The organism is Azospirillum sp. BE72, assembly GCF_031455875.1.
Classification (GTDB): domain Bacteria; phylum Pseudomonadota; class Alphaproteobacteria; order Azospirillales; family Azospirillaceae; genus Azospirillum.
On the sequence record NZ_JAVDTO010000015.1, the window covers coordinates 89,499 to 115,326 of the forward strand.

A 25,828-nucleotide genomic window follows, 5' to 3' on the forward strand; every position below is an offset into this window, starting at 1 on the left:
TCCGCGTCGCTCCACTTGCCGGCGCGTGTTGAGGAGTTTTCGGTCATGCGGCGTGCGCTTCCCCTTCTGATCGGCCTGCTGGCCGCATCGTCCTGTCTGTCGTCCGCAGCCCGGGCCGACGACACGCTGTCCTTCCCGGTTCTTGTGCCGCTGACCGGCTTCCTGTCGCTGGAGGGAACCAGCCAGCGCAACGGCGCGGCCCTGGCGCTGAAGCAGACCCCCGCCGGCATCGCCATCGCCTCCGAAGTCGTCGACACCGGCACCTCGCCCGAGGCGGCGGTGACGGCGCTGGAACGTGCGGCAGGCAGCGGCACGGTCGGGGCGGTCGCCGCCAGCATGCTCGGCACCCAGATGCTGGCGATGCTGCCGCTGGCGCAGGAGCTGAAGCTGCCGCTGGTCACCGTGTCGGGCACCGCGTCGATCACCGAGCAGGGCAACCCCTGGGTCTTCCGCTTCTTCCCCGGCGATGCCGTGACCAAGGCCGCTCACGCCCGTTATGTGGTGGAGGAATTGGGCAAGCGGCAGCCCGCCGTCATCTACCAGACCACCGCCTACGGGCAGAGCGGCAAGACGCATCTCGACGCCGCCTTCAAGGCGCTGGGCGTCACGCCCGTCTTCGAGGAGGGGGTGGACCCTGCCGCCAAGGACCTGCTGCCGGTGCTGACCAAGGCGCTGGCCGCCAAGCCCGACGTGCTGGTGCTGCATCTGCACTCCGGCCCGACCGCGCTGCTGCTGCGGCAGGCGGCGTCCAGCGGGGTGGCGGTGCCCATCGTCGCCGGCTCCGCCATGCATCAGCCGAGCACCGCCGCCCTGCTGGAGCCGGCGGAGCTGAAGGGCGTCTGTGCCGAGACCGCGGCCTCGCCCATCTCGGGCGGTACGCCGGAGGTCAAGGCCTTCACCGACGCCTACCGCGCCGCCTTCGGCAAGGAGCCGGACGCCTTCGCGCTCGGCCAGTATGACGGAATGACCATGGTGCTGGAGGCGGCGAAGGCCGGCGCCCGGACGCCGGATGCCATCCGAAAAGCATTGTCTTCGGAGACCTTCAAAGGCCTCGCCATGACCTACAAGTCCGACGGCAAGGGCAACATGGCCCATTCCGCCGTCATCGTCTGCTATGACGGGACCAGCCGCGTGCCGGCGCTGGTGAAGCGCTACGACGACCCCGCGCTCGCGGCGAAGTGAGCGGATGGCGGCGCTTCAACTGCTGGTCAACGGGGTGGCGCTGGGGGCGGCCTATGCGCTGGTGGCGCTGGGATTCGTGCTGGTGCTGAATGCCACCTCGGCAGTGAATTTCGCCCAGGGCGATCTCGTGATGGCCGGCGGGCTGCTGGCGGTGGCGCTGGCGCCGCTGATCCCGCTGCCGGGCATCGCCCTGCTGCCGGTGGTGCTGGCGCTGATGGCGGGGCTGGGCCTGCTGCTGGCGCTGATGGCCTATCTGCCGCTGCGCCGCCGGCCGCCGGTATCGGTCTTCATCAGCACCATCGCAATCGGCATCATACTTCAGAACGGCGCCGCGATCCTGTTCGGGCCGGAGCCGCGCGCCGCACCGCCGCTGTTCGGCGACGACACGCTTTACATAGGCGGGCTGGCGGTTCCCGAGCAGTCGCTCGCCATCGTCGCGGTGGCGGCGCTGCTGATCGGTGCGCAGCAATGGGTGTTCGCCCGCACGCAGCTGGGACGCCGGCTGCGCGCAACGGCGCAGGACCCGGAAATGGCGCGGGCCTGTGGCGTGCCGGTCACCGCGATGATCCTGGTGACCTTCGCCATCGGGTCCGCTTGTGCCGGGGCGGCCGGCCTGCTGCTCGCCAACCGCTATTTCGTCACGCCGACCGCGGGTGGCGACCTGATCTTGAAGGCCTACATCGCGGTAACCATCGGGGGCTGGGGGTCGGTGCCGGGGGCTGTGGTGGGGGCGCTGCTGATCGCGCTGTTCGAGGTGGGGGTGTCGTCAGTGCTGTCCTACCCGGTGGCGCTGGGGGCGCTGTACCTGACGCTGCTGGCGATCCTGGTGTTGCGGCCGCAAGGCCTGTTCGGCGAAGCGGTGCGGCGCCGTGGCTGAGCGATCCTCGCCAGGCGTCCCCCCTCACCCCAACCCTCTTCCCTTGCGAGGGCTTTGCAATAGGCCTGGACTATGGGTGGGTGCGGTCGTTTTTGGGCCAGAACAGGATGGAAGTCCTGTCCTGGCCCGTGACATAGCCGGGCAACAGCCCTTTTGGCCGGCTCTGGGGAGCGGAAACAGGTGGGCGTGCCAGCATGCGGGCGCACCCGTCGCGGTCGTGACCTATCGCCGGAACAGGAACTCGCGGCCGACCTTTACGCGGCGTTCGCCGTCATATTCGATGATGTCGGCGGTCGCATAGGTCTCGGTCCAGCGTTCGGGCAGGTAGCTGCCGGTGCCGATCACGTCCACCGGCGCGTTGGCCTCCGCCATCAGGCGGCACTTGGCCGGGCCGAAGCCGCTGCTGGCGACGATCTTCACCGCCGGGAAGCCGGCCTCGTCCAGCCGTTCGCGCACATAATGGATCGCAGCGGCCGACACGCCGGTGCCGATCAGGTAGCGCAGCTGGGTCTCGTCGCGATAGCCGCGGATGGCGTGCGGCGCATGGCGCTCCAGCACGGCATAGGAGCCGGGCGGATCCAGCCCCTCGACGAAACGCCCGCCGGAGGTGTCGAGCCGCAGCGCCAGCTTGCCCTGGGCGGCCAGCTGCGGAAAGCGGCGGCAGACCTCCAGCCCGTCGGTGATCTCGCGGCCGAAATAATCGACCAGCACGGTCAGGGACAGGTCGGGGAAGGTCTCATGGAACATCTCCGCCGCGCGCACGGTCGAACCGGCATAGCCGATCAGGGCGTGCGGCATGGTGCCCATGCCCTTCTCCTGCCCGAAATAGGAGGCTGTGGCGTCGGTGGCGTTGCCGATGAAGCCTTTGGCGCCGACCTTGCGCTTGGCCCGGTCCGACCCGACGGAGGCGGCATAGGCCATCATCTCCGCCATCTCCGTCCCGGCGCAGTGGCGGGCGTCCATGGCGAGGAAGGCGACCTTCGGCAGGTCGGCGCACATGGTGAAGGCGTTGTAGGCCGCGACGCTGGCGGGCCCCAGCTTCTGCAGGATGATCGTCTCGCAATCGACCAGATGGTAGAAGGAGCCGGTGACGTACATGATCGGCTCGCCGGCGCCGACCCATTTGCCCTCGGGGTAGTTCAGCTCGATCTGGAACGTCGTGTTGCGCTCGCGCGCCACCGCCTCCAGCCAGTCCACCGCCAGACGCGGGGCGCAGACCACCGGGCGCCGCATGAAGATGGCGTAGGTGACGGTCTTGTCGCCGAATTTGCCCACCGCTTCCCTGGTGCGGCGGAAATAGGTGTCCGTCCAGTCGGGAATCTGGGCGGAGGACGGGTTGAGGGCGGTCGGCCCTTTGCCGGCCATCCCGCTTCCCGCTGCCCGGCCGCCAACTGATCGGTTGTCGGTGTTGCTCATACCGGTAACCCTCGCCTTCCGCCCCTGTCCGCGCCTGTGTCCGCGCATGGCTTTGCGATGCTTCGTTCTGGATGGCCCGGCCGCCGGACAGGGCAGCCGGCCGGTTGTGTTGGAATCCCAGCATTATACGCCCCGGGCGGGCGGGGGAAGAGGCTTCCCATCCTGCCAACCCGGAACGGATGGCAGCATTGCATTTTCCGGTGAGATCTCCGGTGCCGACATCTCCTGCAAACAGATCGAATGCTCGTAAAATCACCGTGTAGAGGCTGCAGTCGTTGTCCTGCTTCACCTGTCGCATTCAGAGAAAAACCAGATCAAATACCGTTATTTGACCTACCACTTCCGCGCTTTTAAAGTCGTCGCACAGGCTTCGATCGCAACAGGGCGGCTGAACGGAATGGCGAAGATGACCGCGACCGCCGAATCGGCTCCGCCCGCCCTGCCCTCCTTCGAAGGGACGGGGAACCGGATCGTTCTGGCGCTGATCGGGCTGATGCTCGCCTTCGCCGGCGCCGGGGTCGGCGGCGCCCTGCTGCTCCGCCCGGTCCCCGCACAGGGCGCCTTCGCCGCTCCCCGAATCGGCATGGCACCAGCCCCCGCCGTCTACGCCGCCTTGCCCACCCTGACCCTGACCCTGAACGATGGCCGCCGCCTGCAGGAATTGCGGCTGCGCGCGGTGTTGGAGTTCGACCCGGCGACGCCGTTGGAAACGGTCATCCCCCACCTGCCGCGCATCGCCGACGCCATCAGCCGGCGCCTGCTGGAGGTCGATCCGGCCGAACTGCAGGGGGCCGACGGGCCGGCCTATGTCAAGGACGCGCTGCGCCACGTCGCCAACAAGACCATGCGGCCGCTGAAGCTTCGGCAAGTGCTGATCCAGGATATGCTGCTGCGCTGACGGCGCGCTTCCCAACGCCCCTTGCCTCCCCATATCCTGCCCGACCACATCAGCAGGCCCGCGACCGTTCGCGGGACGCGTTCGTGGGACAAGGGTCAAGTTGCGGAAGGAGACGGCCGTGGCCGAGTTCGATTTCGACCTCTTCACCATCGGGGCGGGGTCCGGGGGCGTCGCCGCAAGCCGGCGCGCCGCGTCCTACGGCGCGAAGGTCGCGATCTGCGAAGGCAGCCGCGTCGGCGGCACCTGCGTGATCCGCGGCTGCGTCCCGAAGAAGCTGCTGGTCTACGCCGCCCAGTTCCGCGACGGCTTCGAGGATTCCTGCGGCTATGGCTGGAGCTCCCACACGCCGGCCTTCGACTGGGAAACGCTGATCGCGCGCAAGGACCGCGAGATCGACCGGCTGAACGGCATCTACATCACCATGCTGAAGAATTCCGGCGTGACCCTGTACGAGGGATTCGGCCGGATCGTCGACCGCCATACGGTGGAGGTCGACGGCAAGCGCTACACCGCCCGCAACATCCTGATCGCCACCGGCGGCTGGCCGTCGCTGCCGCCGATCGAGGGGATCGAGCATGCCGCGACCTCCAACGAGGCGCTTCATCTCGAAAAGCTTCCTCATTCCGTGCTGATCATCGGCGGCGGCTACATCGCCGTGGAATTCGCCAGCATCTTCCGCGGGTTGGGCTCCGAAGTGACGCTGATGATCCGCGGCGACGATTTGCTGAACGGGTTCGACGACGACATCCGCGTCGCCCTGGCGCAGGAGATGCGCAAGCGCGGCATCAACATCGTCTCGCGCTGCAAGCCGGTGAAGCTGGAAAAGGGTGCGGGCGGCTATACCCTGACCGACCATATGGGCCGCGAGCATTCGGCAGGCTTGGTGATGGCCGCCACCGGCCGGCGCCCGAACACCAAGAATCTCGGCCTGGAAGAGGTCGGCATCACGCTGAACGAGGCAGGTGCGATTCCGGTCGACGACTGGTCGCGCACCAGCGTGGACAGCATCTATGCCATCGGCGACGTCACCGACCGCATGGCGCTGACCCCCATCGCCATCGCCGAGGGCCGCGCGCTGGCCGAGACGCTGTTCAACGACAACCCGATGCACATCGGCTACGACAACGTGCCGACCGCGGTGTTCTCGCTGCCGCCGCTCGGCACCGTCGGGCTGACGGAGATGCAGGCCCGCGCCAAATACCCGCAGGTCGACATCTACAAGGCCGGCTTCCGCCCGATGAAGCACACCCTGTCCGGCCGGGACGAACGGGTGTTGATGAAACTGGTGGTCGACGGCGAGAGCCAGCGCGTGCTCGGTTGCCACATGATGGGCATGGACGCGCCGGAAATGATGCAGCCGCTGGCCATCGCGCTGAACTGCGGCGCCACCAAGCGCGACTTCGACCGCACCATCGCGCTTCATCCTTCAACCTCGGAGGAATTCGTGCTGATGCGCGAGAAGGCGGAGCCGGAAAAGAAGATCTGAACTGCCGGGTGCCGCCCGCACTTGCAGCCTGAAATCCGCAGCAGGGCCATGGCCGGACTCTTCCGCCCGTGGCCCTGTTCGTTTCCACAGCGCAAGACCTCGAAAACCCTGGACCTCCCCCGATTGTAGTACCTACCATGGTGGTACGAACAATTTTTCCAGGGAACGGCTCCAAACATGCGCGGAATTTTTGCAGCGGCTGCTTGCGTTGCGGCACTCGCTTCGGTTGGTACTGCCCAGGCCCAGACCAAGATCGGCGTGTGGGACGTCAAGATCGACAAGGACTGCGCCATCAGCCAGGAATGGAAGACCGATTCCAAGGACACCGCCGCCATCGCCCTGGCTTATACCAACAAAGGCCAGGCAATGGTGCTGATCTTCAGCGACTCCAGCTGGAAGCTGAAGGAGAAGGAAGACCTCACCATCTCCCTCTCGGTCGATAAAAAGTGGAGCGACAACGTTCCGGGCGCAGCCATCGACAAGACGATGGCCGTCGTCGGCATCCCGGCCACCTCCAAGGCGATCGATGCCCTGATGAACGGCCGCGAACTCTACATGGAGATCGACGGCAAGAGCGACGACTACGCCTATACCTATTACCTTGACGACACCCGCAAGGCGATTTCTGCCCTGGAAGCCTGCCGGGCCCAGGCACAGTGAGTCCGTAGCGACGATGGCCGAGGGCGTCCACTCGGCAGAGCGCCGGCGTGGACGCCTCGCGCACCGACGGGGCAATCTGAACGGAAGGCAGTCATTACAGCCTCCGTTAGGATCCGTCCGTCATAGCACTCCAAAACAGGCATTTCTCCTGGAACGCTTCTAAAGATCCGCGGTTAAGGGCATGGGCGATACGGTCCGGTCCCGGTCGCGCCGATCCGCGGCCCCTGCAAAGCGGGCCAATTGATCCAGGAGGAGTCCCTCGCATGTTCATGCACAACAAAAAGCTCATGTACACGGTCCGCGTGTCGGAGCCGAATCCTGTGCTCGCCAGCCTGATGCTTGAGCAGTTCGGCGGCCCGCAGGGTGAACTCGCCGCGGCCATGCGCTACTTCACCCAGGGTCTGGCCGACGAAGATCCGGGCCGCAAGGACATGCTGATCGACATCGCGACCGAGGAACTGAGCCACCTCGAGGTGATCGGCTCCATCGTCGCCATGCTGACCAAGGGCGCCAAGGGCAAGCTGGCCGAGGGTGCGGAAGAGACCACCGACCTCTATGCCAACATCACCCAGGGCAACGGCAGCCACACCCTGTCGCTTCTGTATGGCGGTGGTCCGGCCCTGGTGAACTCGGCCGGGCAGCTGTGGACCGGCGGCTACATCGACAGCATCGGCGACCCGACGGCCGACCTGCGCTCCAACATCGCGGCGGAATCGCGCGCCAAGATCATCTACGAGCGCCTGATCAACGTCACCAACGATCCGGGCGTGAAGGATGCGCTGGGCTTCCTGATGACCCGCGAGATCGCCCACCAGAAGAGCTTCGAGAAGGCGCTGTACGCCATCGACAACAACTTCCCGCCGGGCAAGCTGCCGGGCAAGCCGGAATACACCGACAAGTACTACAACATGAGCCAGGGCGAAGGCGACATGCGCGGCCCCTGGAACCAGGGCGCCCAGTGGGAGTTCGTGGACGTCAAGATGGGCGACGCCCCGGTCAACGGCGGCGACGGCAACCCGACGGTCAAGCTGGCCGCCTCGGAGATGGCCGCGGTCAACGCCGTGGCCGCCCGCACTATGTCCAAGCCGGACGCCGATCCGATGACCGGTGCCGACCTTGGCGCCGGGCCGGGCGCCGGCAAGACCAAGACCACCACCGGGGGCTGACAGCTCTCTCCGGCGATGCCGTCCCCGTCACTGTGCGGGGACGGCGGTCTCCTGGTCCCGGCGGTGGAGCCCCATCAGCCAGACCAGCAGGCACAGCGCCGGCAGGGCGCCCGCCATCGACAGCAGGAAGAAGCTGATCCAGTCCATCCGCTCCGCCAACCAGCCGGACGAGGCGCCGAACAGGTCGCCGCCCAGCTTGTAGAAGCTCGACAGCAGCGCGTATTGGGTCGCGGTGTAGGCGACGTTGCACAGCCCCGACAGGTAGGCGACGAAGGCCGCGGTGGCGATGCCGCCGCAGACATTGTCGATCACCACCGTCACCGCCAAAATCGACACGTCATGGCCGGTCCAGGCCAGCAGGACGTAGCCCAGGTTCGACACCATCTGCAGGATGCCGCCGATCATCAGGCCGCGCAGCACCCCGATTTTGCCGACCAGAAGCCCGCCCAGCAGTCCCCCGGCGATGGTCGCCCACAGGCCGAACAGCTTGCTGACCGTGGCGATCTCCGACTTCGTGAATCCCAGGCTGATGTAGAAGGTCGACGACATCTGGCCGGCCAGCACCTCCCCCAGCTTGTAGCTGGCGATGAAAGCCAGGATCAGCACCCAGGCCCGCCGCTCCATGAACTGCAGGAAGGGTGCCACCACCGCGCCATAGAGCCAGGCGAGCATAACCGCGCTGCGGCCCGACAGATGCGGCCGGCGCGCCAGCCACTCGGCGATCAGCGTTTCGCGGGCGCTGGGCGGCGGTTCCTTCGGTTCGCGGCACAGCAGGATGGTCGCCATCCCCACCAGAACCAGCGCCGCCATTGCCTCGTAGGCCGTGCGCCAGCCATAGGCCTCCGCGATGAAGAGGGCGCCCGCCCCCGCCGCCATCAGGCCGAAGCGATAGCCCAGCACCAGCACCGCGGCACCGGCGGCCTGCTGATGCTCCTCCAGAACCTCGACGCGGTAGGCATCGACGACGATGTCCTGGCTGGCGGAGCAGAAGGCGACCAGCACCGCGCACAGCGCGGTCCACCACAGATCCTGTCCGGGATCGGTGGTGCCCAGCCCCAGCAATGCCGCGATCAGCGCCGCCTGCGCCGTCAGCGCCCAGCCGCGCCGCCGGCCGAACAGCCGCGTCATCACCGGCAGCCTCATGCGGTCGATCAGCGGCGCCCAGAGGAATTTCAGCGCATAGGGCATGGTGACCAGCGCGAACAGGCCGATGTTGGTCCGGCTGACGCCTTCCTCGGTCAGCCAGACATTCAGCGTGGCTCCGGTCAGCGCGAACGGCAGCCCTTCGGCAAAGCCCAGGAACAGGATCGCCAGCACGCGCGGGTCGCGGTAGACCGACAGGGCCTGCCCCCAGGAGGACAGGCGACTTGCCCGCCAGGATGTCGCTTTCACCAAAAAAGGCTCCTCTCGGGCAATGATCGGGGGCATTGGTCGGGGGGTGGTCGGCTGCCCCGATGTATAAAGGGCGCAAGGCCCCGCCGCCAGCGGCGCCGACGCGAACTTCCTTTCATCTGAAATCACTCCCGGTGGCGGAGCATGGGGTGCCGCGGCACAGCATTGCCGGCAGGCGGGCCGAAACTGTGGAAAAGTTACCGCGAGTCGCGCTATAGAGTACCCCCCAACGGGATTCGCCGCCGGTCGTTCGCCGCCCGCCCGGCCCCCGTTCCGCAATCGTCAAGGAAGAGCAGGCGCGTCATGGTCGAGCGTTGGACACCCGCCAGTTGGAAGACGAAACCGGCGAAGCAGTTGCCGACTTATCCCGACCAGTCCAAGGTCGAGGCGGTCGAACAGCGTCTGTCCTCCTATCCGCCGCTTGTCTTCGCCGGCGAGGCCCGCAGGCTGAAGGCCAAGCTGGCCGAGGCCGCCGCCGGCCAGGCCTTCCTGCTGCAGGGCGGCGACTGTGCCGAGAGCTTCGCCGAATTCCACCCCAACAACATCCGCGACACCTTCCGCGTCCTGCTGCAGATGGCCGTGGTGCTGACCTTCGGCGCCTCGATCCCGGTCATCAAGGTCGGCCGCATGGCCGGCCAGTTCGCCAAGCCGCGTTCGGCCGACATGGAAGACATCGGCGGGGTGGAACTGCCGTCCTACCGCGGCGACATCATCAACGGCTTCGATTTCACCAGCGAGGCCCGCGTTCCAGATCCGGAGCGCATGATGCAGGCCTACACCCAGGCCGCCGCCACGCTGAACCTGCTGCGTGCCTTCGCCCAGGGCGGTTACGCCGACCTGCACAAGGTCCATCAGTGGACGCTGAGCTTCGTCGAGAAGTCGCCGGCCGGCGAGCATTTCCAGGAGCTGGCCACCCGACTGGACGAGGCGCTGGCCTTCATGGCCGCCTGCGGCATCACCGCGGAGACGACGCCGCAGATCCGCGAGACCGATTTCTTCACCAGCCACGAGGCGTTGCTGCTGCCGTTCGAGCAGGCGCTGACCCGCGTCGACAGCACCACCGGCGACTGGTACGACGTGTCGGCCCACATGCTGTGGATCGGCGACCGCACCCGCCAGCCCGACGGCGCCCATGTCGAGTTCCTGCGCGGGGTGAAGAACCCGATCGGCCTGAAATGCGGCCCGACCACCGACCCGGACGAGCTGATCCGCCTGATCGACATCCTGAACCCGACCAACGAGGCCGGGCGCCTGACGCTGATCGTGCGCATGGGCTCCGACAAGGTGGCGGAGAAGTTCCCGCCACTGCTCCGCAAGGTCCAGCGCGAAGGCCGCACGGTGGTGTGGTCCTGCGACCCGATGCACGGCAACACGGTGAAGTCGACCACCGGCTACAAGACCCGTCCGGTCGAGCGCGTGCTGGCCGAGGCGCGCGGGTTCTTCGAGGTGCATCAGGCCGAAGGCACCCATGCCGGCGGCGTGCATTTCGAGTTGACCGGCCAGGACGTGACGGAGTGCACCGGCGGCGCCCAGGCGATCACCGACCACAATCTGGCGCTGCGCTACCACACCGCCTGCGACCCGCGCCTGAACGCCAGCCAGTCGCTGGAACTGGCGTTCCTGCTGGCAGAAAAGCTGAAGGAAGGCCGACAGTCGCGCGACGCCCAGCGCCGCGCCGCCGTCGCGGCCGAGTGACGAGAGCTTCATGATTGGAGTGGGGTGGGCGTCCTCGCGGCGCCTGCCCCCGCCCTTTCCTACCGCACCACCATCCGGTCCAGCAGGATATCCTTCACCCGTACGCCGCGCAGTTCGCGGTCGAGCACACCCGCAATCGTGCTCTTCATCAGCATCGCCCCGTCGGCGCCGGTCAATTGCTGCGGGTCGATCTGGCGCATGCGGTCGGACAGTTGGTCGGAGATGCGGGGGACGTAGGGATCGGCGACCTTGCCGTCGACCGACGGGTCGATCTCCAGCAGAACCTTGACGTCGACCATCCGCGCGCCGCCACCGCCCAAGCCGAAGGTCATCATCGGCAGGGCGGCGTATTTCTTGCTGACCCCCGGCTGTGCCTGTGGCGCGGGTGCGCGGTTCTTGCTGGCCACCACGGCACCCGTGGTGCCGAGCGCCGCCAGCGCCAGCAGCAGGCCGGTCAGAACCAGCGGCATCAGGGACACCGTTTCCCCATGCCGGTTGCGACGGACGAGCCGCAAGATCGCCTTTCCGCCCCCAATCACGAGGGTCAAAAGTCCCATCGCCGATGATGCTAGGCCTGCAGCAAAGGCAGGTCAAATACCGATCGATCGGCCTGACGGACAATCAGCCCGTTCAGCCGGCCGGAACAACCGGAACATTGTCGATCAGGCGGGCCTTGCCCATCCAGGCCGCGGCGAGGAGCCGGGCAGGACGGGTGACGGCGGTCACCGGCTCCAGCGTTTCGGCATCGCGCAGTTCGACATAGTCGATGGTGCCGAAACCAGCCTCGGCGATCCGGCCGCGGATGCCGGTCAGGGCACCGTCGGCCTCGGCCCCGCGGGTCAGAGCCTCGGCCGCCGCGGTCAGAGCCCGGTGCAGTTCCGGCGCGCGGGCACGCTCGTCGGCGCTGAGATAGGCGTTGCGGGAGGACATGGCGAGCCCGTCGGCCTCGCGCACCGTCGGCAGCCCTTCGACGCGGACGGGGATGTCGAGATCGCGGGTGAAGCGGCGAATCACCATCAGCTGCTGATAGTCCTTTTCGCCGAACACCGCGACGTCCGGCAGGGCTTGCAGGAACAGCTTGGTCACCACCAGGGCGACGCCGCCGAACATCTGTGGCCGGAAGGCACCGCACAGCCCCTCCGCCGGGCCGCCGACCGAGATGGCGGTGGCAAAGCCTTCCGGATACATGGCGCGCACCGACGGGGCATAGAGCGCGTGACAGCCGGCCGACGCGAGCTTGGCGGAATCGCCGGCCTCGTCACGCGGGTAGCGGTCGAAATCCTCATGTGGGGCGAACTGGGTCGGGTTGACGAAGACGCTGGCGACCACCCGGTCGGCCAATTCCCGCCCGCGCCGCACGAGGCCCAGATGCCCGTCATGCAGTGCACCCATCGTCGGCACGAGGGCGACGGTCAGTCCCTCCGCGCGCCAAGCCGCGACCTGTGCTCGCAGATCCTCGACCGTCCTCAGGATCGGCAGGTCGCTGGAGGTCTGGGCGGCAGTCAACGTCATGGCGGCGATCCTTGCGCGTCGAATTCGCGCGCTGGATAACGCGTCGGACCGTTCCTGTCCAGAAAAGCTTTCCGTAAGACAGACTGTTGCCGAGGCGGCGGCGAAGGCACCGCCTCCCCCGCCGCGTCGACCCTGGGAAATCAGCGCTTGATGGTGATGCCGACCAGATAGGCCAGGTTCGCCCAGGCCAGCAGCGTGGCGAGCAGGGCGGTGAAGGACGGGACGAAAATCACCGAGCCGATGATGATGGCGAGGACCACGACGAGCAGGCCGACAGAGAGCAGAGCGATGCGGGTATCGTCCATGAGGTGAGGCTTTCCGAAGCGGGTGACAGGGAATGACCCAACCTACCGTATTGCAACGCAAACGGGGCTGATCTGCGTCAATCGACCGCGGATTCGGCAATTATATAAGAAATATATAATTCACGTTTTGGCGTGGTTCCCCTGCCTCCCGGAGCCGGCAGTGGCTTGGCCCCCGCCAGGATAGCCGGGAAAAGAAAAAGGCTCCGGACTCTCGTCCGAAGCCTTTTTGATGGTGGGCGCGACAGGGATTGAACCTGTGACCCTTCGCGTGTGAAGCGAATGCTCTCCCGCTGAGCTACGCGCCCGAACCTTGAAACTCTTTGCCCCGTTCCGTCCGGCCGTTCCGGCTGAATTTCCCGGGAGCGTCGCGACCGTCTTTCGTCGGCCCCGCCGCTGCGGTGGGCGGGTTTCTACGGCCTTCCCTGCCGGGTGTCAAGCATCAGATTCATCACCATCTTAAAAAAGATTTCGCCGCCAGCAGGAGCCCCGGACCGTGCCCCATCCCAGCCCTCTCCGCCTCCCCAACCGTTTCGGAACGGCCCTGCTGGCCGCCGGCCTGTCGCTCCCCCTGTTGCCACTCGCAGGACCGGCGGCCATGGCGGAGCCGCTGAAGGCGACCTACCGCGTGTTCGTCGGCGGCGTCACCGCGTTGGACGTGGATGCGACGCTGGACATGACGGGCGACCGCTACCGGATCGCGGTGTCGGCGGTGACGGGCGGCACCATTGGCCGCCTGTTCACCTGGAAGACGGAATCGGAGAGCGACGGCCGCCGCCAGGGCGACGATCTGAGGCCGGCCAGCCATCGGCAGTCCAGCCGGTTCCGGGGGGAGCCGCGCAACGTCACCCTGACCTACGGACCGCAGGGCGACGTGTCCGCCACCGTCACTCCCCCGCCGGAGACCGACGACCGCGAGCCGGTGCCGCCCGCCCTGCAGCGCGGCACGCTGGACCCGCTGTCCGCCGTGCTGGACCTGCTCTTCGCGGTGGGGGCGAGCGAACGCTGCGACCGGTCGCTGCCGGTGTTCGACGGGCGCCGCCGTTATGACATGCTGTTCGCCGAGGTGGGACGGCGGATCGTCGATCCGTCACGCTATTCGGTCTTCTCCGGCGTCGCGCAGCAATGCCGGGTCAGCTACAAGCCGGTGGCGGGATACGGCAGGTCCGGCCCCACCGGCCGGTTCTGGCAGCGGAGCAGCCCGGCGGACCGGCCGCCGGTGGATCTGTGGCTGGCTCCAGTCGCCGCCGGCTATCCGCCCCTGCCGGTGCGGCTGGAGACGGACAGCGATTTCGGCAGCGTGGTCGTCCACCTGACGGGCGTCACGCCGCCAGCGGCAGACCGCCGGACCGGGGCCTCACAGCCGCCGATCCGTTGACCGTTGCGGCGGGCGTGGTCCCGGCGGGCGAGCGGGTGTCGAGGATCAGGTCCGACGGCTGAATGCCGGCGCGCCGCATCGCTTCGCTCAACGCCCCCGCCGACGGCCAGAGAAGGCGGCCGTCCAATTCCAGCAGCGCGCCATCGAGAAGCGCCGCATAGCCGCCCAGTTTTCCCATATGAACGATCCGAGCCATGCGAGAGACCATGGTGGAGTTCCTTCCCATTGGGGACCGCCGTAGCGCGGCGCCGACTGCGGCACGACGTGCCGCCGCCCGGCCCGCACCCGGCAGGTTCTTGATTGCTTGTCTTGCCTGCCGGAAGCGGACAGCATCAGCAGCGTGGTACAGATGGCCAGAGAACCGGCTGTCACGGCATCGTCCTGCATCATGGCGCGCCCTCCCGGATCGACCCTAATACTGTAGGGGCTTTGCCACGCCCGTGGGCGGATCCTGAGGGATACCGCAGCTGTCCAAAAGGATAGTATCAGCGTATGCCTCGTTCCGTTGCACCCGCGGTCGCCGGGGTGAACGGACGGTCCGCAGCCTTCACGGAGTGTTTGGCGCATCGGCAAAGTGGTGCTGGACCGGCCGGCACCCACCCTCTCCACACGCATGTCCGCCTTGGGCCGATCCCGACCGAAGCGGCTATTTCCGCCGTCCGGTGCAGGACCACGCCATGGCCGGCGCGGCTATGACAGGCTGAAACAAAAGTTGACTTGGGCTTCCTTCGCGTGCTGTGGCACACCACTCTCGGAATTGCCGATGGTGCAGTGCGCACTCCGGAAGATGCGTCGCCCGCAGGAGCAGTGATGTCTTAACCTTTCCCGGCTCAAGTACGGCGCTTTCATCGCTGGGTTTCCCTCCACCCCTTCCCGTCCACACCCAAGGTTCGACCAGGAACACCACCATGGCCCATCGTCCGCTCGCCTGCGTGATCCTCGCCGCCGGCAAGGGCACGCGCATGAAATCCGATCTGCCCAAGGTTCTGCACCGGGTGGCCGGCCGGCCGATGGTCGGGCATGTGCTGGCCGCGGTGAAGACGCTCGACCCCGATCATGTCGTGGTGGTGGTCGGCCCCGGCATGGACAGCGTCGCCGCCGCCGTCGCCCCCTACCCCACCGCGGTCCAGCACGAGCAGCGCGGCACCGCCGACGCCGTGCGCGCCGCCTTCGGCCTGCTGGAGGGGTTCACCGGCGACGTCATCGTGCTGTACGGCGACACGCCGCTGGTCACGCCGGACACGCTGCGTGCCCTGGTGCAGGCGCGCCGGCAGGCCGCCGACCCGGCGGTGGTGGTGCTGGGCATGCGGCCCGACGATCCCGGCGCCTATGGCCGCCTGATCCTGAACGCCCGCGGCGGGCTGGAGAAGATCGTCGAGTATCTCGACGCCAGCGAGGAGGAGCGCGCGGTCACCCTGTGCAACGCCGGCCTGATGGCGTTCGACGGTGCGCGCATGTTCGACCTGATCGGCAGCGTCGGCAACGACAACGCCAAGTCCGAATACTACCTGACCGACGTGGTCCAGATCGCGCGCCGCGCCGGCATGGCCTGCGCAGTGGTGGAGGCCGCCCCGGCCGAGGTGGTCGGCGTCAATTCCCGCGCCGAGCTGGCGGAGGTGGAAAAGCTGCTGCAGCGCCGCCTGCGCAAGGCCGCGATGGACAACGGCGCCACGCTGATCGACCCCGACAGCACCTTCCTCAGCGTCGACACCAGGCTCGGCCGCGACGTGGTCGTCGGTCCCGGCTGTTTCTTCGGCGCCGGGGTGACGGTGGGCGACCGGGTGGAGATCAAGCCCTACTGCCATCTGGAGGGCGTGCGCATCGACAGCGGCGCCGTCATCGGCCCCTTCGCCCGACTGCGTCCGGGAGCGGAAATCGGTCCGGACGCCCACATCGGCAATTTCGTCGAGGTGAAGAACGCGGTGATTGAGGCCGGGGCCAAGGCCAATCACCTGACCTACATCGGCGATGCCCGTGTCGGCGCCAAGGCCAACATCGGCGCCGGCACCATCACCTGCAACTATGACGGATTTTCCAAGAGCCGGACCGAGATCGGCGCCGGAGCCTTTATCGGTTCGAACACCGCGCTGGTCGCACCGGTGGTCATCGGCGAAGGCGCCATCGTCGGCGCCGGCAGCGTGGTGACGATGGCGGTGGAGGCCGATGCCCTGGTGGTCGCCCGCGGCAGCCAGAAGGCTTACGCCGGCTGGGCACAGCGTTTCCGCGAACGGAAGCAAAACGAGAAAGCAAAAAAGGCGTAAGGTCGGTTCGGGTCCTCACTCTCCGGTCGGCATCTATTTTCAGGAGCATCAGGTCCATGTGCGGCATCATCGGCATCAACGGCATTCACGACGCGTCCCCCCGGCTGGTGGAGGGCCTGCGCCGGCTCGAATACCGCGGCTATGACAGCGCGGGCGTCGCCACCCTGGTGAACGGCCACATCGAGCGCCGCCGCGCCGAGGGCAAGCTGGCCAACCTGGACATGAAGCTGCGCGACCAGCCGCTGTCCGGCACGGTCGGTATCGGCCACACCCGCTGGGCCACCCACGGCGGCCCGACGGAGAACAATGCCCATCCGCATGCCACCAAGCGCGTTGCCGTCGTCCACAACGGCATCATCGAGAATTACCAGGAGCTGAAGGACGAGCTGACCGGCCACGGCTACGTCTTCGAAAGCGCCACCGACACCGAGGTGATCGTCCATCTCGTGACCTACTACCTGGACCAGCACGGCATGACGCCGGTCCAGGCGTCGGCCGCCGCCTTCAAGCGCTTCACCGGCGCCTTCGCCCTGGTGCTGATCTTCACCGGCGAGCATGAGCTGATGATCGGCGCCCGCCACGGCACACCGCTGGCCGTCGGCTATGGCGACGGCGAGATGTATCTGGCGTCGGACGCCTTCGCCCTGGCGCCGCTGACCAACCGCATCTGCTATCTGGAGGACGGCGACTGGGTCGAGGTCAGCCGCACCGCCGCCATCGTCCACGACGCCTCCGACGCGGTGGTGGAGCGTCCGGTGAAGACCACCGCGGTGTCCGGCGCCCTGATCGGCAAGGACGGCTACCGCCATTACATGCTCAAGGAAATCTACGAGCAGCCGCAGGTCATCGGCGACACGCTGAACGCCTACATCAACCCGGAAACCGGCACTTTCACCCTGCCGGACTTCCCGTTCGATCTGGCCGGCGCGTCCAAGCTGACCATCGTCGCCTGCGGCACCGCCTATTATGCCGGTTTCGTCGCAAAATACTGGTTCGAGACGCTGGCCCGCATCCCGGTCGAGGTCGACATCGCCTCGGAGTTCCGCTACCGCGAGGCGCCGCTGCCACCGGGCGGCATCGCGCTGTTCATCTCGCAGTCGGGCGAGACGCTGGATACGCTGGAGGCCCTGCGTTATTGCAAGCGCCAGGGCCAGAAGATCCTGTCGATCGTGAACGCGCCGGAAAGCACCATCGCGCGGGAATCCGACGCGGTGCTCTACACCATGGCGGGTCCGGAGATCGGCGTCGCCTCGACTAAGGCCTTCACCACCCAGCTGACCACGCTTGCCTGCCTTGCCGTGACTGTCGGCCGCGCCCGCGGCGCCATCGACCAGGAACGGATGCAGCAGATCGCCCACGCCCTGCGCGAGGTCCCGGCCCGTGCCGCCGACGTGCTGGCCCATGACGAGCGGCTGAAGGAACTGGCGCAGGAGGTATCTGAGGCTCGCGACGTGCTGTATCTCGGCCGCGGCGCCATGTATCCGCTGGCCCTGGAAGGCGCGCTGAAGCTGAAGGAGATCAGCTACATCCATGCCGAGGGTTATGCCGCCGGAGAACTGAAGCACGGTCCCATCGCCCTGATCGACGACAATGTGCCGGTGATCGTGCTGGTCCCGTCCGACGCGCTGTTCGAGAAGGTGGTGTCGAACGTGCAGGAGGTCTGCGCGCGGTCGGGCAAGGTCCTGCTGCTGGCCGACAAGAAGGGCATCGACAAGCTGAAGGACAAGGTTCGCTGGTCGGTGGAGCTCCCGGCCTGCGATCCGCTGGTCGCCCCGCTGCTGTATGCCATTCCGGTTCAGCTGCTTGCCTATCACACGGCAGTGCTGAAGGGGACGGACGTCGATCAGCCGCGGAATTTGGCAAAGTCGGTCACTGTCGAGTAAAGCAAAAAACGCTCAGCGTTGTATTTGTCGGCGGACGAACTGTCTGCCTATAAAAGATAGAGCGATGCCCGCTCTAGCGGAAGCGAATCTTCAATCGAGGATTGGCTTCCGGGGGAGCGGGCATGTCTCGGATTCACTTGCCCGGATAGAATGAAGAGCCTCCATCTATGGCCTGAGAGACCGGGAGGTTTGGCATGGATGCCGGGTATCGGCGCGGGCCGACGGAAGAGTTCAAGCGAAAAGCGGCTCGGCCGGTCGGCTGGTCGGCGGTAGACACCATGTACAAGGTGAAAACCCGATCCACTCGGCACATGCAACAAAGCGAATCAAAACGAAAAGGGCCTAGCCGCGGCAACGGCTAAGCCCTTGAATTCATGGCGGACCCGACGAGATTCGAACTCATGACCTCTGCCTTCGGAGGGCAGCGCTCTATCCAGCTGAGCTACGGGTCCATCGCTGGTGGAGGTGGAACATAGTCCAAGCCCTTCGGCGACGCAAACACTAAATTCAGCCTTTTTTCGACGACTCCACAACACCCCAACTCCGTCCATGGAAACGTTTCCATTCTTCATGAAACCGTTTTCCTGACGTCACGCGATTGCAACACGCCGCCGTCACTCTGCCCCACGCCGGATCGGCCGGCGCTGAAAGGACGGGTGTTCGATGGTGCGGGACGGGATGCGGTTCACCGATGGACAGACGCCGCGGGGCACCGCCCGCGCGGTGGAGCGCGTGGCGACGATCCGCGATGTGGCGGCGCGCGCCGGGGTGTCCATCGCCACCGTGTCGCGCGTTCTCAACGGCAGCGGAAACGCCACGCCGGAAACGATGGAGAAGGTCCGGACCGCCGCGTCAGACCTGTCCTTTCGCCCCAGCACCATCGGGCGCAGCCTGAAGGCGGCGCGCACGCGCACCGTCGGCGTGCTGGTGCCGTCGCTGACCAATCCCGTCTTCGCCGAGAGCGTCGCTGGCATCCAGGAGGCGGCGGCGGAGGCGGGCTACAGCGTCCTGATCGCTTCCACCGATTATGATCCGGGCAAGGAATCCCGCGCCATCGAAGGGCTGCTGTCCAATCGGGTGGAAGGGCTGGTGCTGACCGTCGCCGACGCCGACCGCAGCGGTTCGCTCGACACGCTGGACGAGGTGCGGCTGCCCTATGTCCTGGCCTACAACCAGCCTGAACGCCCATTCCGCGCCCATGTGTCGGTCGACAATGTCGCGGCCTCCCGTGCGGTGGTGGAGCGGATGGCGGTGCTCGGCCACCGGCGCATCGGCATGATCGCCGGGCGCTTCCGCCAATCAGACCGCTCGCGCCGGCGCCATGCCGGCTGGCAGGCGGCCCTGGCCGACGCCGGCCTGCCGCCGGGTCCGGTGGTGGAGGTGGATTTCAACGATCTGCGGCTGGCCCACCGGCTTGCCCCCCATCTGGAAGGGCCGGAGCGGCCGACCGCCCTCTTCGCCTCCAACGACATGCTGGCGCTCGCCACCATCCGCGCGCTGCGCGACCTCGGCCTGTCGGTGCCCGACGATATGTCGGTCTGCGGCTTCGACGGGATCGAGGTCGGCCGGCTGATGTCGCCCAGCCTCGCCACCCTGGTGCAGCCGGCCCGCGCCATGGGCGCCACCGCCTTCGAATGCCTGCGCACCGGCTTTTCCGGCGACCTGCAGGGCCGCGCCGTAATGCTGCCCTTTTCCTTGCGTCCGGGTGAATCGCTCGGCCCGGCGCCTTCCGAACCGATCCAAACGCTTCCCGAACGGAGATAGCCCGATCATGATGAAGCCGTTCCTGCCCAGCCGGTTCTTTCTGGGCGCCGCCCTCGGCGCTGTCTCGCTGGTTGCCGCCCTTTCCGCCACGGTCTCTCCCGCAGCCGCCGCGGAGCCGACCGCCATCTGCTACAATTGCCCGCCGGAATGGGCCGACTGGGCGTCGCAGTTGAAGGCGATCAAGGCCGATCTCGGCATCACCGTGCCGTTCGACAACAAGAACTCCGGCCAATCCCTCGCCGCCATGTTGGCGGAAAAGGACAAGCCGGTGGCCGATGTCGTCTATCTCGGCGGGCCGGTCGGCATCCAGGCCAAGGCGGCGGGTGTCGTCACCCCCTTCAAGCCGGCGGCCTGGGCCGAAATTCCCGACGGGATGAAGGACGCCGATGGCAACTGGTTCGCTATCCACAGCGGCACGCTGGGCTTCTTCGTCAACACCGAGGCGCTGGGCGGCAAGCCGGTGCCGCAGAGCTGGGCCGACCTGCTGAAGCCCGACTATTCGGGCATGGTCGGCTATCTCGACCCGACCAGCGCCGCCGTCGGCTATGTCGGCGCGGTGGCGGTCAATCTGGCGCTGGGCGGCGATTACGGCAGCTTCGACAAGGCCATCGGCTGGTTCAAGGACCTGCAGAAGAACCAGCCCATCGTCCCGAAGCAAACCTCCTACGCCCGCGTGCTGTCGGGCGAGATTCCGATCCTGATCGATTACGACTTCAACGCCTACCGTGCCAAATACACCGACAAGGCGCCGGTCGCCTTCGTCATCCCGAAGGAAGGCACCGTGTCGGTGCCCTATGTGATGGCGCTGGTCAAGAACGGCCCGAACCCGGAGAACGGCAAGAAGGTTCTGGATTACGTCCTGTCCGACAAGGGGCAGACCCTGTGGGCCAACGCCTTCATGCGCCCGGTCCGTGCCGAGGCGATGTCGCCGGAGACCGCGGCGAAGTTCCTGCCGGCCGCCGATTACGCCCGCGCCAAGCCGGTCGACCTCATCCGCATGGCCGAAGCGCAGAAGGGCTTCATGGACCGCTATCAGGCGGAGGTGAAGTGAGCGTCTGCGTGCAGGACGCTCCCCTCCCCCACCGGCCGGCGGCACGGCCGCCGGCCGGGCCGGGGTGGGCGGGCGAACCGCTGCGGCTGGCGGCCCTGCTCGCGCCGGCGGCGGCGGTGTTCGCGGCCTTCTTCCTGCTGCCGCTGGTCCGCCTGATCCTGATCGGGGCCGGCGGGGCGGAGGGCTGGTCCGCCTATCTCACCACGCTGATCGATCCCGGACATCTCGACAGTCTCCTGTCCACCCTGGCGCTGTCGGCCGGGGTGACCCTGGTGACGCTGGCGGTGTCGACCGTCGCCGGGCTGTTCCTGGTCCGCCATCACTTTCCCGGCCACGCCCTGCTGGTGGCGCTGCTGACCTTCCCGCTGGCCTTTCCCGGCGTGGTGATCGGCTTCATGGTCATCATGCTGGCCGGTCGCCAGGGGCTGATCGGCACGATCACCCAGGCGCTGACCGGGGGGAAGCTGGTCTTCGCCTATTCCATGGCCGGGCTGTTCCTGGGCTACGTCTATTTCTCGATCCCGCGCGTCATCCTGACGGTGATGGCGGCGGCGGAGAAGCTGGACCCGCGGCTGGAGGAGGCGGCTCGCTCGCTGGGGGCATCCCCCTGGCGGGTGGTGGCCGACGTCATCCTGCCGGCGCTGAAGCCGGCGCTGATCTCCGCCGGTGCCCTGTGCTTCGCGACCTCGATGGGCGCGTTCGGCACCGCCTTCACGCTCGCCACACGGATCAACGTGCTGCCGATGACGATCTATACGGAATTCACGCTCCAGGCGAACATCGCGGCGGCGGCGGCGCTCAGCGTCCTGCTCGGCATCATCACCTGGGCGGCGCTCGCGGTGGCGCGCAGCGTCGCCGGCACATCGGTTGCGGCGGCGGGGTGACGGCAATGCAGACAATGTCGAATCGCCGGGGCTGGGGGTTCTGGCTGCAACTGGGCTTCACCCTGCTGGTCTGCGCCCTGCTGACCGTGCCAATGGTGATGTCGATGCTGGCCGGGCTGACCGCCAACTATTTCGTCGGGCTGAAAAGTGGCCTGACCCTGCGCTGGGTACAGGAAGTGTTGCAGGTCTATTCCGGCACCATACTGCTGTCGTTGCAGATCGCCTTCGCCTGTCTCGCCTGCACGCTGGTGCTGGGGGTGCCGGCAGCCTATGTGCTGGCGCGCCGCCCCGGCCGGATCGCCCGGCTGGTGGAGGAACTGCTGATGATGCCGGTCGCCATCCCCGGCCTCGCCACCGCTTTGGCGCTGATCGTCACCTATGGCGGCGTGGGCGATTTGCGCAGCAGCTGGCTGTTCATCCTGATCGGCCATGTGCTGTTCACCCTGCCCTTCATGGTCCGCGCCGTGCTGGCGGTGATGGGCTCCATCGACCTGACGACGCTGGAGGAGGGGGCCGCCAGCCTGGGCGCCGGCTTCCTCCGCCGCTTCGCCACGGTGGTGCTGCCCAACTGCCGCTCCGGCATCCTGGCCGGATCGCTGATGGTGCTGACCCTGTCGGTGGGCGAGTTCAACCTGACCTGGCTGCTGCACACGCCGCTGACCAAGACGCTGCCGGTCGGGCTGGCCGACAGCTATGCCTCGCTGCGGATCGAGATCGGCAGCGCCTACACCCTCGTCTTCTTCATGATGATCGTGCCCAGCCTGATCCTGCTGCAGGGTCTGGCCAAGCGCGGCCGTCCGTCCGTTTGAGGCCACTCCCAGATGCCCGACAGCTTCCATCTCGATGCCGTGCCGATCCGCCTGGAGCACTGCGGCAAGACTTTCGCCGGCAGCGCCCGCGCGCTGGAGCCGCTGGACCTCACCATCCGCGGCGGCGAGACCATCGTCTTCCTGGGCCCCTCCGGCTGCGGCAAGACCACCACGCTGCGCATCATTGCCGGGCTGGAAAGCCCCGATCCCGGCGGCCGCGTGCTGTTCGGCGAGGAGGACGTGACCGCTCTGCCGATCGAGCGCCGCAATGTCGGCATGGTGTTCCAGAGCTACGCCCTGTTCCCCAACATGACGGTGGCGGAGAACGTCGCCTATGGCCTGAAGGTGCGCAAGCTGCCCCGGCCTGAGCGCGCCCGTCGGGTGGATGAGATGCTGGACCTGATGCATCTCGGCGAATTCGCCGGGCGGCGGATCGACCAGCTGTCCGGCGGCCAGCGGCAGCGGGTGGCGCTGGCCCGTGCCCTGGTGGTGCGGCCGCGCGTGCTGCTGTTGGACGAACCGCTGACGGCGCTGGATGCAAAGCTGCGCGACAGCCTGCGGCTGGAGATCGACCGGCTGCTGCGCAGTCTGGGCATCACCGCCGTCTATGTCACGCACGACCAGGGCGAGGCGATGGCGCTGGGCGACCGCATCGTGGTGATGGCCAAGGGGCGTGTGGCGCAGATCGGCACCCCGCGCGAGATCTATTACCAGCCGGCCGATGGCTTCGTCGCCGACTTCATCGGCACGATGAACCGGCTGGGCGGCACGGTACGGGGCGGGAGGCTGTCGATTGGAGCGGCGTCGCTGCCCTGGTCGGGACCGGACGGCGCGGTGGAGCTGCTGGTGCGGCCGGAGGATCTGACGCTCGCATCGGAGGCCGACGGGCATTTGGGCGGCAGCGTCGCCGCCGCGGTGTTCCTGGGCGACCGCACCCGTCTGGTGGTGGAGCCCACGGACGGGCCGGCGCTGACGGTGGACACCCTGGGGCGGAGCGAGTTGGGGCGCGGCGACCGGGTGTGGCTGCGCGTCGATCCGGCGAGGGTGCTGGCGGTTCCGTGAGTTCGGTCGTTGCGACGGTTGCCCCCACCCCAACCCTCCCCCGCCCAGCGGGGGAGGGTTGGGGTGGGGTCTAACGTTTCCAAATCAATCGCTTAAGCCCCCAAAAGGCCCCCCATGATCATCGTCCAGATCACCGACACCCACATCAAGCCCGAGGGTCGCCTCGCCTACCGCCGCGTCGACACCGCTCCGTTCCTGGAGCGTGCGGTCGCCGCCGTCCTGGCGCTCACCCCCCGCCCCGACCTGATCCTCGCCACCGGCGACCTCGTCGATGCCGGCCACGCCGAGGAGTACGAGCGCCTGCTCGCCCTGCTGCGCCCGCTCGACGTCCCGCTCTTCGCCGTGCCCGGCAACCATGACGAACGGGCCGGTCTTTCCGACGCCTTCCCCGACCTTGCGGCCCGCGTCGGCGACAGCCCATTCTTCCACTACACGGTGGAGGACTGGCCGGTTCGCCTGATCGCCATGGACACCGTGCTGCCCGGCTCCGGCTCCGGAGAGCTCTGTGCGGAACGCCTCGCCTGGCTGGATGCCCGCCTGTCCGAGCAGCCCGACCGGCCGACAATCGTCTTCCAGCACCATCCGCCCTTCGACACCGGCATCGGCCATATGGACCGGCTCGGCCTGAGCGGCGCCGACGCCATGGCCGCGGTGGTGCGCCGTCATCCGCAGGTGGAACGGGTGCTGTGCGGCCATCTGCACCGGCCGATCCAGGTGCGCTGGGCCGGCACCATCGCGTCGACCGCCCCATCCACTGCGCATCAGGTGGCGCTCGATTTGCGCGACGATGCGCCGTCCGCCTTCGTGATGGAGCCGCCGGGCTACCAGATACACATGTGGCGCGCCGACACCGGCGTGGTCAGCCACACCGCCGTGATCGGCGACTATGATGGCCCGTATCCCTTCTTCAAGGACGGAAAGCTGATCGATTAACTCGGGCTTTCGCCAGGCTGTCACGCGCCTGTCACGGGCTTCGCGTAAGACAGGGCTCCTCACCGCCGATCCCACGGAGACGACAGAGATGAAGGCGTTTCTCGCCACCCTCGCCACGGTCCTGACGCTGGCGCTGAGCCACACCGCCCAGGCGGACGGCGCCACCGGCAAGCTGGTGCTCTACACCTCGCAGCTGGAGCCGGACGCCCGCCAGACGGTGGAAGCCTTCAAGGCGAAGAACCCCGGCGTCGAGGTGGAGTGGGTCCGCAACGGCACCACCGAGCTGATGAACAAGCTGCGCGCCGAATTCGCCGCCGGTGCGCCGCAGCCCGACCTGCTGCTGATCGCCGACGCGGTGACGATGGAATCGCTGAAGGCGGACAAGCGGCTGCAGCCCTATGCCGGCGCCCCCGTTTCCGGCTATCGCCCCGGCACGCACGATGCGCAGGGCTACTGGTTCGGCACCAAGCTGATCACCACCGGCATCGTCTACAACACCGCCGCCCCGATGAAGCCGACCTCCTGGCAGGATCTGCTGAAGCCGGAGGCCAAGGGCAGCACGGTGATGCCGAGCCCACTCTATTCCGGTGCCGCCGCCATCCACATGGCGTCGATCAAGGCGCAGCCGTCGCTGGGCATGGCCTATTACGAGGCTCTGCAGCGTAACGCCGTCACTGCTGCCAAGGGCAACGGCGGCATCCTGAAGGACGTGGCCGGCGGGGCGAAGCTCTACGGCATGGTCGTCGATTACCTGCCGATCCGCGAACAGCTGAAGGGCGCGCCCGTCGCCTTCGTCTTCCCCAAGGAGGGCGTCAGCGCGGTCGGCGAGCCGGTGGCGATCCTCAGCACCGCGAAGAACCCGACGGCGGCCAAGGCCTTCATCGACTTCCTGCTGAGCCGCGACGGCCAGGACCTCGCGTCTCGCCAGGGCTTCCTGCCGGCGCTTCCGGGCGTCAATCCGCCGCCGGGCTTCCCCGATCCGGCGACCATCACCCTGCTGCCCTACGACCCGGCCAAGGCCCTGGCCGAGGACGAGGCGAACAAGCGCGCCTTCGCCGACCTGTTCGGCGGGTGAGGAGGTGAAGCAAAACGGAAAAGTCCCCTCTCCCCCCGGGGAGAGGGTTAGGGTGAGGGGGACGCATTGCGAGGACTTTCAAGAATCGCGCATCCCGGCCCTCCTGTGAAAATCCACGCTGTGCGTCCCCCTCACCCCGACC

23 protein-coding genes and 2 tRNA genes are annotated in these 25,828 nt (G+C 67.4%); 17 read left to right on the forward strand and 8 right to left on the reverse strand.

Features of this window, described 5'->3' with window-relative positions:
- Nucleotides 1-45: 45 nt before the first annotated feature.
- Together J2Y49_RS25945 and J2Y49_RS25950 are read left to right on the forward strand one after the other, a co-directional pair.
- Complete coding sequence (locus J2Y49_RS25945) at nt 46-1,182, forward strand: ABC transporter substrate-binding protein (RefSeq protein WP_310118121.1); 1,137 nt, start codon at nt 46-48, stop codon at nt 1,180-1,182.
- Between the two features lie 4 nt (nt 1,183-1,186).
- Nucleotides 1,187-2,059 (forward strand): branched-chain amino acid ABC transporter permease, encoded by an 873-nt coding sequence (locus J2Y49_RS25950; protein ID WP_310118122.1) that lies wholly within the window; start codon nt 1,187-1,189, stop codon nt 2,057-2,059.
- Nucleotides 2,060-2,281: 222 nt separating this feature from the next.
- On the opposite strand, the gene J2Y49_RS25955 is transcribed toward J2Y49_RS25950, so the two are convergent.
- Nucleotides 2,282-3,424, reverse strand: a complete 1,143-nt coding sequence (locus J2Y49_RS25955) for a nicotinate phosphoribosyltransferase (protein ID WP_310118260.1) — start codon at nt 3,422-3,424, stop codon at nt 2,282-2,284.
- A 457-nt stretch (nt 3,425-3,881) separates the two neighbouring features.
- Here J2Y49_RS25955 and fliL point away from each other — a divergent pair, with 457 nt between their 5' ends.
- From fliL to J2Y49_RS25975, 4 genes are all read left to right on the forward strand, one after another.
- Nucleotides 3,882-4,373, forward strand: a complete 492-nt coding sequence (fliL, locus tag J2Y49_RS25960; RefSeq protein WP_310118124.1) for a flagellar basal body-associated FliL family protein — start codon at nt 3,882-3,884, stop codon at nt 4,371-4,373.
- Nucleotides 4,374-4,491: 118 nt separating this feature from the next.
- Nucleotides 4,492-5,859, forward strand: a complete 1,368-nt coding sequence (gor, locus tag J2Y49_RS25965; protein ID WP_310118125.1) for a glutathione-disulfide reductase — start codon at nt 4,492-4,494, stop codon at nt 5,857-5,859.
- A gap of 177 nt (nt 5,860-6,036) precedes the next feature.
- Complete coding sequence (locus tag J2Y49_RS25970) at nt 6,037-6,519, forward strand: hypothetical protein (protein ID WP_310118127.1); 483 nt, start codon at nt 6,037-6,039, stop codon at nt 6,517-6,519.
- A 263-nt stretch (nt 6,520-6,782) separates the two neighbouring features.
- On the forward strand, nt 6,783-7,685 hold the full coding sequence (locus tag J2Y49_RS25975; RefSeq protein ID WP_310118129.1) for a manganese catalase family protein: 903 nt from the start codon (nt 6,783-6,785) through the stop codon (nt 7,683-7,685).
- A 27-nt stretch (nt 7,686-7,712) separates the two neighbouring features.
- On the opposite strand, the gene J2Y49_RS25980 is transcribed toward J2Y49_RS25975, so the two are convergent.
- Nucleotides 7,713-9,077 (reverse strand): AmpG family muropeptide MFS transporter, encoded by a 1,365-nt coding sequence (locus tag J2Y49_RS25980; RefSeq protein WP_310118131.1) that lies wholly within the window; start codon nt 9,075-9,077, stop codon nt 7,713-7,715.
- Nucleotides 9,078-9,380: 303 nt separating this feature from the next.
- On the opposite strand from J2Y49_RS25980, the gene J2Y49_RS25985 reads away from it, so the two are divergent.
- Nucleotides 9,381-10,772 (forward strand): class II 3-deoxy-7-phosphoheptulonate synthase, encoded by a 1,392-nt coding sequence (locus J2Y49_RS25985; RefSeq protein WP_310118133.1) that lies wholly within the window; start codon nt 9,381-9,383, stop codon nt 10,770-10,772.
- 59 nt (nt 10,773-10,831) lie between these two features.
- Here the strand turns inward: J2Y49_RS25985 and J2Y49_RS25990 are convergent, their stop codons facing one another.
- The 4 genes from J2Y49_RS25990 to J2Y49_RS26005 form a co-directional block, all read right to left on the reverse strand.
- Nucleotides 10,832-11,287: a flagellar basal body-associated FliL family protein gene (locus tag J2Y49_RS25990; RefSeq protein ID WP_310118134.1), complete on the reverse strand. Its 456-nt coding sequence runs from the start codon at nt 11,285-11,287 to the stop codon at nt 10,832-10,834.
- 115 nt (nt 11,288-11,402) lie between these two features.
- Nucleotides 11,403-12,284 carry a pantoate--beta-alanine ligase gene (gene panC / locus J2Y49_RS25995; RefSeq protein ID WP_310118135.1) on the reverse strand — a complete coding sequence of 294 codons (882 nt, stop codon included), beginning with the start codon at nt 12,282-12,284 and terminating at the stop codon, nt 11,403-11,405.
- A gap of 140 nt (nt 12,285-12,424) precedes the next feature.
- On the reverse strand, nt 12,425-12,589 hold the full coding sequence (locus J2Y49_RS26000) for a sugar tyrosine-protein kinase (RefSeq protein ID WP_310118137.1): 165 nt from the start codon (nt 12,587-12,589) through the stop codon (nt 12,425-12,427).
- A 230-nt stretch (nt 12,590-12,819) separates the two neighbouring features.
- Nucleotides 12,820-12,894 (reverse strand) — tRNA-Val (locus tag J2Y49_RS26005).
- Nucleotides 12,895-13,082: 188 nt separating this feature from the next.
- On the opposite strand from J2Y49_RS26005, the gene J2Y49_RS26010 reads away from it, so the two are divergent.
- A complete protein-coding gene (locus tag J2Y49_RS26010; RefSeq protein ID WP_310118139.1) occupies nt 13,083-13,964 on the forward strand; it encodes a DUF3108 domain-containing protein in 882 nt (293 codons plus the stop codon).
- Here the strand turns inward: J2Y49_RS26010 and J2Y49_RS26015 are convergent.
- A complete protein-coding gene (locus J2Y49_RS26015) occupies nt 13,909-14,160 on the reverse strand; it encodes a hypothetical protein (RefSeq protein WP_310118141.1) in 252 nt (83 codons plus the stop codon). The genes J2Y49_RS26010 and J2Y49_RS26015 overlap by 56 nt on opposite strands.
- A gap of 712 nt (nt 14,161-14,872) precedes the next feature.
- Between J2Y49_RS26015 and glmU the strand changes: the two genes are divergently transcribed.
- Both glmU and glmS read left to right on the forward strand, forming a co-directional pair.
- Nucleotides 14,873-16,225 (forward strand): bifunctional UDP-N-acetylglucosamine diphosphorylase/glucosamine-1-phosphate N-acetyltransferase GlmU, encoded by a 1,353-nt coding sequence (gene glmU, locus J2Y49_RS26020; protein ID WP_310118146.1) that lies wholly within the window; start codon nt 14,873-14,875, stop codon nt 16,223-16,225.
- 56 nt (nt 16,226-16,281) lie between these two features.
- Nucleotides 16,282-18,108: a glutamine--fructose-6-phosphate transaminase (isomerizing) gene (gene glmS / locus J2Y49_RS26025; RefSeq protein ID WP_310118148.1), complete on the forward strand. Its 1,827-nt coding sequence runs from the start codon at nt 16,282-16,284 to the stop codon at nt 18,106-18,108.
- Nucleotides 18,109-18,483: 375 nt separating this feature from the next.
- On the opposite strand, the gene J2Y49_RS26030 is transcribed toward glmS, so the two are convergent.
- A tRNA-Arg gene (locus tag J2Y49_RS26030) sits at nt 18,484-18,560 on the reverse strand.
- Between the two features lie 226 nt (nt 18,561-18,786).
- Here J2Y49_RS26030 and J2Y49_RS26035 point away from each other — a divergent pair.
- The 7 genes from J2Y49_RS26035 to J2Y49_RS26065 all read left to right on the forward strand — a co-directional run bounded on the left by J2Y49_RS26035 (nt 18,787) and on the right by J2Y49_RS26065 (nt 25,686).
- Nucleotides 18,787-19,872: a LacI family DNA-binding transcriptional regulator gene (locus tag J2Y49_RS26035; protein WP_310118150.1), complete on the forward strand. Its 1,086-nt coding sequence runs from the start codon at nt 18,787-18,789 to the stop codon at nt 19,870-19,872.
- A 7-nt stretch (nt 19,873-19,879) separates the two neighbouring features.
- Nucleotides 19,880-20,923 carry an ABC transporter substrate-binding protein gene (locus tag J2Y49_RS26040; protein ID WP_310118152.1) on the forward strand — a complete coding sequence of 348 codons (1,044 nt, stop codon included), beginning with the start codon at nt 19,880-19,882 and terminating at the stop codon, nt 20,921-20,923.
- An 8-nt stretch (nt 20,924-20,931) separates the two neighbouring features.
- A complete protein-coding gene (locus tag J2Y49_RS26045) occupies nt 20,932-21,807 on the forward strand; it encodes an ABC transporter permease (RefSeq protein ID WP_310118155.1) in 876 nt (291 codons plus the stop codon).
- A 14-nt stretch (nt 21,808-21,821) separates the two neighbouring features.
- Entirely contained in the window at nt 21,822-22,616 is a 795-nt protein-coding gene (locus tag J2Y49_RS26050; protein WP_409017911.1) for an ABC transporter permease, read from the forward strand.
- A gap of 12 nt (nt 22,617-22,628) precedes the next feature.
- Nucleotides 22,629-23,678 carry an ABC transporter ATP-binding protein gene (locus J2Y49_RS26055; protein WP_310118158.1) on the forward strand — a complete coding sequence of 350 codons (1,050 nt, stop codon included), beginning with the start codon at nt 22,629-22,631 and terminating at the stop codon, nt 23,676-23,678.
- A gap of 114 nt (nt 23,679-23,792) precedes the next feature.
- Nucleotides 23,793-24,611 carry a phosphodiesterase gene (locus J2Y49_RS26060; RefSeq protein ID WP_310118160.1) on the forward strand — a complete coding sequence of 273 codons (819 nt, stop codon included), beginning with the start codon at nt 23,793-23,795 and terminating at the stop codon, nt 24,609-24,611.
- 88 nt (nt 24,612-24,699) lie between these two features.
- A complete protein-coding gene (locus tag J2Y49_RS26065; RefSeq protein ID WP_310118161.1) occupies nt 24,700-25,686 on the forward strand; it encodes an ABC transporter substrate-binding protein in 987 nt (328 codons plus the stop codon).
- Nucleotides 25,687-25,828 lie beyond the last annotated feature (142 nt).

Coding starts and splice junctions, on each gene's coding strand:
- J2Y49_RS25945 (WP_310118121.1), top strand. CDS start 46: ATGCGGCGTGCGCTTCCCCTTCTGATCGGCCTGCTGGCCGCATCGTCC.
- J2Y49_RS25950 (WP_310118122.1), top strand. CDS start 1,187: ATGGCGGCGCTTCAACTGCTGGTCAACGGGGTGGCGCTGGGGGCGGCC.
- J2Y49_RS25955 (WP_310118260.1), bottom strand. CDS start 3,424: ATGGCCGGCAAAGGGCCGACCGCCCTCAACCCGTCCTCCGCCCAGATT.
- fliL (WP_310118124.1), top strand. CDS start 3,882: ATGACCGCGACCGCCGAATCGGCTCCGCCCGCCCTGCCCTCCTTCGAA.
- J2Y49_RS25970 (WP_310118127.1), top strand. CDS start 6,037: ATGCGCGGAATTTTTGCAGCGGCTGCTTGCGTTGCGGCACTCGCTTCG.
- J2Y49_RS25975 (WP_310118129.1), top strand. CDS start 6,783: ATGTTCATGCACAACAAAAAGCTCATGTACACGGTCCGCGTGTCGGAG.
- J2Y49_RS25985 (WP_310118133.1), top strand. CDS start 9,381: ATGGTCGAGCGTTGGACACCCGCCAGTTGGAAGACGAAACCGGCGAAG.
- panC (WP_310118135.1), bottom strand. CDS start 12,284: ATGACGTTGACTGCCGCCCAGACCTCCAGCGACCTGCCGATCCTGAGG.
- J2Y49_RS26000 (WP_310118137.1), bottom strand. CDS start 12,589: ATGGACGATACCCGCATCGCTCTGCTCTCTGTCGGCCTGCTCGTCGTG.
- J2Y49_RS26015 (WP_310118141.1), bottom strand. CDS start 14,160: ATGGCTCGGATCGTTCATATGGGAAAACTGGGCGGCTATGCGGCGCTT.
- glmU (WP_310118146.1), top strand. CDS start 14,873: ATGGCCCATCGTCCGCTCGCCTGCGTGATCCTCGCCGCCGGCAAGGGC.
- glmS (WP_310118148.1), top strand. CDS start 16,282: ATGTGCGGCATCATCGGCATCAACGGCATTCACGACGCGTCCCCCCGG.
- J2Y49_RS26035 (WP_310118150.1), top strand. CDS start 18,787: ATGCGGTTCACCGATGGACAGACGCCGCGGGGCACCGCCCGCGCGGTG.
- J2Y49_RS26040 (WP_310118152.1), top strand. CDS start 19,880: ATGATGAAGCCGTTCCTGCCCAGCCGGTTCTTTCTGGGCGCCGCCCTC.
- J2Y49_RS26050 (WP_409017911.1), top strand. CDS start 21,822: ATGTCGAATCGCCGGGGCTGGGGGTTCTGGCTGCAACTGGGCTTCACC.
- J2Y49_RS26055 (WP_310118158.1), top strand. CDS start 22,629: ATGCCCGACAGCTTCCATCTCGATGCCGTGCCGATCCGCCTGGAGCAC.
- J2Y49_RS26060 (WP_310118160.1), top strand. CDS start 23,793: ATGATCATCGTCCAGATCACCGACACCCACATCAAGCCCGAGGGTCGC.
- J2Y49_RS26065 (WP_310118161.1), top strand. CDS start 24,700: ATGAAGGCGTTTCTCGCCACCCTCGCCACGGTCCTGACGCTGGCGCTG.